The sequence below is a fragment of the Glycomyces paridis genome (assembly GCF_004912155.1).
GTDB lineage: Bacteria > Actinomycetota > Actinomycetes > Mycobacteriales > Micromonosporaceae > Glycomyces > Glycomyces paridis.
This window is the reverse complement of the sequence record NZ_STGX01000005.1, coordinates 275,471-281,470: the sequence shown is the minus strand read 5'-3', so window position 1 is coordinate 281,470 and position 6,000 is coordinate 275,471. Positions and strand designations below refer to the sequence as shown.

General features: G+C 54.5%; 6 protein-coding genes. 5 read left to right on the top strand and 1 reads right to left on the bottom strand.

The window, feature by feature from the left end:
• Positions 1 to 171: 171 nt before the first annotated feature.
• Together E9998_RS09255 and E9998_RS25820 are read left to right on the top strand one after the other, a co-directional pair.
• Positions 172 to 927 (top strand): DNA/RNA non-specific endonuclease, encoded by a 756-nt coding sequence (locus tag E9998_RS09255; RefSeq protein WP_136529402.1) that lies wholly within the window; start codon positions 172 to 174, stop codon positions 925 to 927.
• 46 nt (positions 928 to 973) lie between these two features.
• A complete protein-coding gene (locus tag E9998_RS25820; RefSeq protein WP_204745338.1) occupies positions 974 to 1,510 on the top strand; it encodes an SMI1/KNR4 family protein in 537 nt (178 codons plus the stop codon).
• 143 nt (positions 1,511 to 1,653) lie between these two features.
• Here the strand turns inward: E9998_RS25820 and E9998_RS09245 are convergent, their stop codons facing one another.
• On the bottom strand, positions 1,654 to 2,217 hold the full coding sequence (locus E9998_RS09245; protein ID WP_136529401.1) for a transposase family protein: 564 nt from the start codon (positions 2,215 to 2,217) through the stop codon (positions 1,654 to 1,656).
• 513 nt (positions 2,218 to 2,730) lie between these two features.
• Here E9998_RS09245 and E9998_RS09240 point away from each other — a divergent pair.
• The 3 genes from E9998_RS09240 (at position 2,731) to E9998_RS09230 (ending at position 5,971) form a co-directional block, all read left to right on the top strand.
• On the top strand, positions 2,731 to 3,105 hold the full coding sequence (locus tag E9998_RS09240; RefSeq protein WP_136529400.1) for a hypothetical protein: 375 nt from the start codon (positions 2,731 to 2,733) through the stop codon (positions 3,103 to 3,105).
• 614 nt (positions 3,106 to 3,719) lie between these two features.
• Complete coding sequence (locus E9998_RS09235) at positions 3,720 to 4,982, top strand: AAA family ATPase (RefSeq protein ID WP_136529399.1); 1,263 nt, start codon at positions 3,720 to 3,722, stop codon at positions 4,980 to 4,982.
• Positions 4,983 to 5,014: 32 nt separating this feature from the next.
• Positions 5,015 to 5,971: a hypothetical protein gene (locus E9998_RS09230; protein WP_136529398.1), complete on the top strand. Its 957-nt coding sequence runs from the start codon at positions 5,015 to 5,017 to the stop codon at positions 5,969 to 5,971.
• Positions 5,972 to 6,000: the final 29 nt, after the last annotated feature.

Genomic DNA, 6,000 nt, shown 5'->3' with positions numbered 1-6,000 from the left:
TGACCGGGTCCGAGACCGTCACGAGATATGGGCCAGAACCAGAACCACTCCAGACCGTAATAATCAGATTTCCCTGACCTTTGGCTTCCCTTCACACTTCTCCCGGCTGCCCTCGCCGCAGCAGGTTCACTGCCAGTTGGCACGGCCGCCGCCGCTGCGGCAACGATAGGTGTGATCGAACTTCTGGGTGGCTTGCTCATGGATAATGACAACAAACCCGAGGAAGATCCAGCAGACGATACTCTAGATGAAGCTGAGGAAGAGAATCGTATTACCCCCGATGACCCTGCCGTGGATACAGATCGGGACAACAAGAAGCGATGTGAGTCGCAATCGCGGCAGCAGAGATATCATTACAAGCCGTTGGTGAATGGGCGTGCACAAGGGGTGAACGCACTGATTTGCCCCAGTGATCTCAAAAAGACAGGCGCACCACGGGATGATGGTGCCAAGGTAGACGTGTACGGATTGCCCACGCAGAATCCTGTGACAGAGCAGACTGTGACGGGCCAGGCGGGTAATGAGGTTATGTATGAGCAGTTGCATATCCTGGCTGATAAGTTTCATGGTGAATGGTCCGAGTGGAACCTCTTCACCGGGACCTTGCGTATGAATAGGAGCGGGATGGCCAGGTGTGAGAAGAAAATTGCCACCCAATTGAAGGCTGGTAATTGGGTACAGTACAGCGGAGAGTTGAACTACGGCCCCGATGCAGGGATACCCGTAAGTATTACAATGACTGCTTACACGAAGGATGGTCAATTGTTCAATATGACTATCTTGAACAATAACGATCTATCGACGCAATGTGTGTTAGTTACTAAGGAGCAAACATGGAATTATATTGCAGGCGATCAAATATCATTCTTGGCGAGGAGTCTTTGGGTAATACTTCCGGGGCAGCCTAGGCTAAAGGTAAACGTGTAGACGTTGAACCCAAGAAGGTCTCACTTGATCATTCGAAGAAGGTGCTATGACAGCAATGACGGATCTGGAGTCTGCGATCCCAGCCATAGTGCAATACCGTGCTGCTTCTCCACGCAACGTGCGCTGGGAGGTGCTACGTGAGGCATTGGGCGTGGAGTTTCCCTCCGACTTCCGTGCCCTTGCGGAGGCGTATCCGGTTTTGGAGTTCGATGATTTTCTTCGCATCGATTCGCCTCGACCGGGGAAGGAGTCGATGTATCTTGAGGCTCAACGGGTATCGGCCGAGATTCTCGATGTTTGGCGCGAGGAGGGCGACGCAGTGGACTATGTTCCGTTTCCCGAGCCCGGTGGGCTTCTCCTGTGGGCAACGTCGAACTCAGGAGACTACTTCTTCTGGCGGACGTGGTCGAAGTCTCCCGATGACTGGTCAGTTGTGGTCATGGGAGAGAACAGCGACTGGTCGGAGTACGCGGTGGGCGCCGTAGATTTCCTTGCCGCAATATTCCGTAAAGATTTCACCATTCCCGGCATGCCCAGGAACTTCCCGAGCGATAACCCAGAGGTAGTAGTTCTCTGGCCGTGACCAGCCTTGAGTGTTAACGTCCGTCGGGCAGTACGGGTGGTCTTCCTGGTGATCGCGGGCATGCGGGTGGATGTTTGCCTCTGTGTACCACCATGATTCGCCCAATGCGCGTGGAACCGAGATCGCGGCGTTGAACCGGAAGCTCATTCAAGAGCCTCTATCGTGTGACGGCGGTACATCTGGAGTTTGAGCACGGTCTGCAGCGTCTGATCGGCTTTGCGGAGGGGCCGGCGGTAGCCGATTCTCAGGATTTTCCAGGTCCTGAGGTGAGCGATGCCCTGCTTGACGACCCAGCGACGGCGATTTACCTGCCGGTTGAACAGCAGCTCGGCAGCGGTCAATTCGCGGTACTCCAGCTTCTTGAACGGCGTGAGCGGCACGATGCCGATATAGCCGCAGGCGCCGATCAGGCTGGGGCCGTTTCCGGTCAGGTGCTGCTCGTAGGTCTTGGCCAGACCCGAATCGCGGAAGGCGCGGGCATCATGCGCCGAGCCCGGCAGCAGGATGCCGGCATCGACCGGCCGCCTGTGCAGGTCGCAGACGATTTGCGCGTTCAATCCCGGCGCGCCCCGCTTGCCGGAGAGCAAGCCCTTTGGCGAGGTGAGGTCGCGAGTAGGGATGAGGAACCCATCAACGACGAGGTCCCCGCGGGCAGCGCGGGCCTGTAGATCGCCAGCGGCCTGAGCATCTCCCCCGAAAATGAGCAAGGGCCTGCGGACACGGGCCGGGCAGTGATCGAAGTAAACGAACGGCTCGGCGGTGTCGGGCTTCGAGCGGCCCCCTCAGCGAAACTGTTCTTGCGTTCCGGCGGACCCCGTACGTTGATACTGCTACAAATGAGCGCAGCATGAGAAATGGACAACCTGTAGGTTGACCGAGGTAGAGCGGCAGTTGGTTCAGCCGGCTCTGACTTCAGCAGAAATCTGGTTTCCGCCGCGGTCGTACGTTGCACTGACCCGGAAACCCAGGAAATCCTCGTGTTTCTGCAGGTCGTCGCCGGGTGTGGGTCTGTTGTAGTAGCCCGGGTGGGATTCGAACCCACACTGTATGTACGTGGATATGCGCATCTACCTGCATGTTCTCCGCGTCCATGCGGAACCGTCCACGTCTCGTCCACAAGGACGAGAAACCGGGGGAGCGGAACCCGCCGGCGGCCCCGATCCACGATCCAACACCCGTGGGGGATCCACTCCACGAGGGCCCGTCGCTACCCTCACAAGATGACGCCGAACAAGCTGCTGGACGCCATGCGGGCCCTCGGGTACGACGTCCTCTACGATCCCGAGCACCACCCGGAAGGACCGACCGAGGAAGAGATCCCGGACCTACTCGGCCGACTCGCCGCCATGATCGACGCCGCGGTCTCCGAACACGTCAAGCCCGGCACCGACACCATGGACAAGTTCCGCCAGGGCTACATGGATCACATCCCAACCCGCCCCGACTTCTTCCGAACTCTCATGGTCCGCACCGCAACCACGGGCCTCCTCCCCGACACCGCCGAGCTCCACGCAGTCGAAGGCGTCTCCGGCTTCAAAGACACCCTCATTGTGGCCGCAGCTGGCCTCCATGGGGCCACCGAGCCCGAAATCTAGCGCAGATGCCACCGCATCACACATACACCGTCTGACCTGCGAAAACATGACCCTCTGAGATCGATCCTAAGCGCCGTAGAGCGCCCACCCCTACCTCAGGTAGGGGCGTTCTCGTCCTAGTGCAGATCAGAGGGCCGGTTTCCGTCATATCCCAAAGCGGCAAGCCTGTTTCACACTCAGCACGGCAGGTCGTCTGGACTCGAAGAGCCCAGGAAGATCTCCTGAAAGCCGATCCTAGGCCTGTGAGAGTTTCGAGCAAAGGTGGCAGTCCCGCTGCGCCATGTGGGAGGCTTGCGGTTCGGTTCTCGTTTCGCTGCGGGAGGCCGCCGACGGAGCACATGCAGAAGAGCCGCTTTGACGATGGGACGAGGTTCCAAGCCTGACTTCTTGGTAGGGACCCGTGTGCACGCGCCTGACAGTGTTTGAGGATGATCTCTGCTGATTCGGTCTTGCCGCAAGTAAGCGCATTGCACGGCCGTCCAATGAACGCTCCAGCTCCGAAACCTCCTGGTATGCGTGGGTTCTTGAAATAGTATGTTCAGTCGATCGCTGGACTTCTTTCGGTTCGATCTGTAGCCTGTTGTCAAAGTTCCGTGCGAGGAATAGGTGTTGCCATGGCTCACATTGTGAAGTTTGAAGTTGACGATCTTGCGGCAAACAACAGAACGATTCGTAAAGAACTTGATCGACACACGAATATTTTTTGGGGTCAGAACGGTTGTGGAAAGACATCCCTTCTAAAGATTCTGACTAGCGCTCTGGCTAACGATACATCCCAGCTAGAGACAGTCCCCTTTAGTTCGGCGAAAGTCTATATCCACTTGTTTGATGAAGCTCCTCTTCTTGTCAAGAGCATCTCTAAGTATGCTTCGCCCGAGGATGCAAGGGAGAACGTCCCTCTCGAGGATCAAACAATTCGGGAGTACTTGAAAGATATAAAACGAACAAACTCAGAACGACCTCAAAAGAAGGGTGGGCTCGATCTCAAACTGCGGTGGTTCTCCCAATTTGAAGGTCGATCTGACATAGATGTCGAGAAGATAATCGGAAGTGGTTACACTCGGCACTCGTATCTTCCGGTCTCTCGTATCGGAGGTTCAAGGTCGCCCTATTCTGACGGCCCTCCGAGTGCACTTCTGCATCGTCTTGCGAGATCAGGCGAGCTGGACGACTCGCTACTCACTGAAATTTTCGTGTTCCAGATTAATCACGTCTGGGAGCGCTACACGCGCGAAGCACTGTTTAGTATCCGCGAGACTCAAGGGGAAGGGCTGGCGTCTATCTTGGCCTTGCTCTTTGGGGACGCAGAGCGTAAAGACATCGCGCCGCCGGAAGCAGTGACAGCTCCTAAAGCTTTCGAGCTGGTTCGCAATTTTTTGCGTGAGCAAGGAATCGACCTTCGCGTTCCCGAGAGTCACTTCATCAAACAGTTCGACAGCAATGAGAGTCTACAAATGGTCGTTGCAGAGGTACTAGACGTAACGAAAAAGGTTGACACGGCCCTGAGGCCACAGAAACAGTTTCAAGCAATGATTGATAGCTTCTACTCCGGGGAGAAACATGTCGAGCTTCCTGGTCGCTCCGATGGTCATGGGTCCGCCAATTCATCAATTCGGGTAATGGACGGGGAGACTCGGCTCGACCTTGAATTGTTGTCTTCTGGAGAAAAACAGCTTCTTCAGATGATGTTGGAAGTGCTAGCTGCATCAAGTGAGTCAATTCTTATTGATGAACCTGAGCTGTCGTTGCATGTCGATTGGCAACAACGCCTGGTTCGTACGATGCGTAAACTGAACCCAAATTGCCAGTTGCTGTTGGCGACACACTCGCCTGAAATCATGGCCGATATCGAAGATGAATTTCTACACGAACTATGAGAAGGCCTAACTGGAGCACGCGCGGGCTCGCAATGCGCATCAAGATGAGCCGACAGAACACCCTCTTCTTTCTGGTTGAAGGAAGAACACATGACCGATCATTCTACGATCGTGTTATTCGTAATGCGCCAGCAATGAAGGATTGGCGACATGATATTCGCCTGGTCGGGGATGAAGCGGTTGGAGAATCTGTCTCCTCGGACGCAGGAGGCAAGCAGGTGGCATATGCGTTGTTCACTTACTATGAGGAGGAGGGGCTTCTGGTTCGTAAGAGCAACGCAGCTCTAAGTGGAGTGGTATTTGTTCTCGATCGAGATTTTGATCATCTTTCGGGCATGTTGATAGAGTCTCCGCATATTCTCTATACTCGTCATGCAGATGTTGAAGCCGAAGTGCTAGGCAATGGCAGCCTCATTGAGGCTGTCGGCGCTGCGTATTCTCTCGACGTTGGTACCATAGAATCCATTCTCGGGGACTTGGTTAACCCTTCAAAGTGTCTAGCAGCTATTTGGAAAGAATGGTTGATTCTACTCCATGTGGTGCAGAAGTTCCAAATATATTGTGGATTTCATTTGCATCAAGGTTCGACTATCAATGATAGTGATTCTGCGGCGAAGTACGGTCCGGTAAACCATTCGCAGCTTGAATCCCTTAGAGCACGGGTTGTTGCGGGCCTTGAGGAGATGGGTCATGTTGATTGTACTGCGATTCTCGAAGCGTCCGCTCAGGAAGTTGAAGAGTTGATTAGGGCGGGTAGAGAGATTGAATTCTTGAAAGGTAAATGGATTCAGTCTTTCTTGAGCTATTGGATCAAAAAACATGAAAAAGCTTACAATTTCAGGGGATCTGTCCAGCAGCAGACCATCGTTAGCTGCTGCATGCTAACTCTTGATTTTGATTTGCCTTGGGCTGAGCATTACAATGATCGTATTAGCCGAGCGATCAAGGCTTGCGAATTGCAAGGAGATTCGTTTGCCGAAACGGTGTAAAAGGCTTTCGAGTAGAACTCGCTTGCATT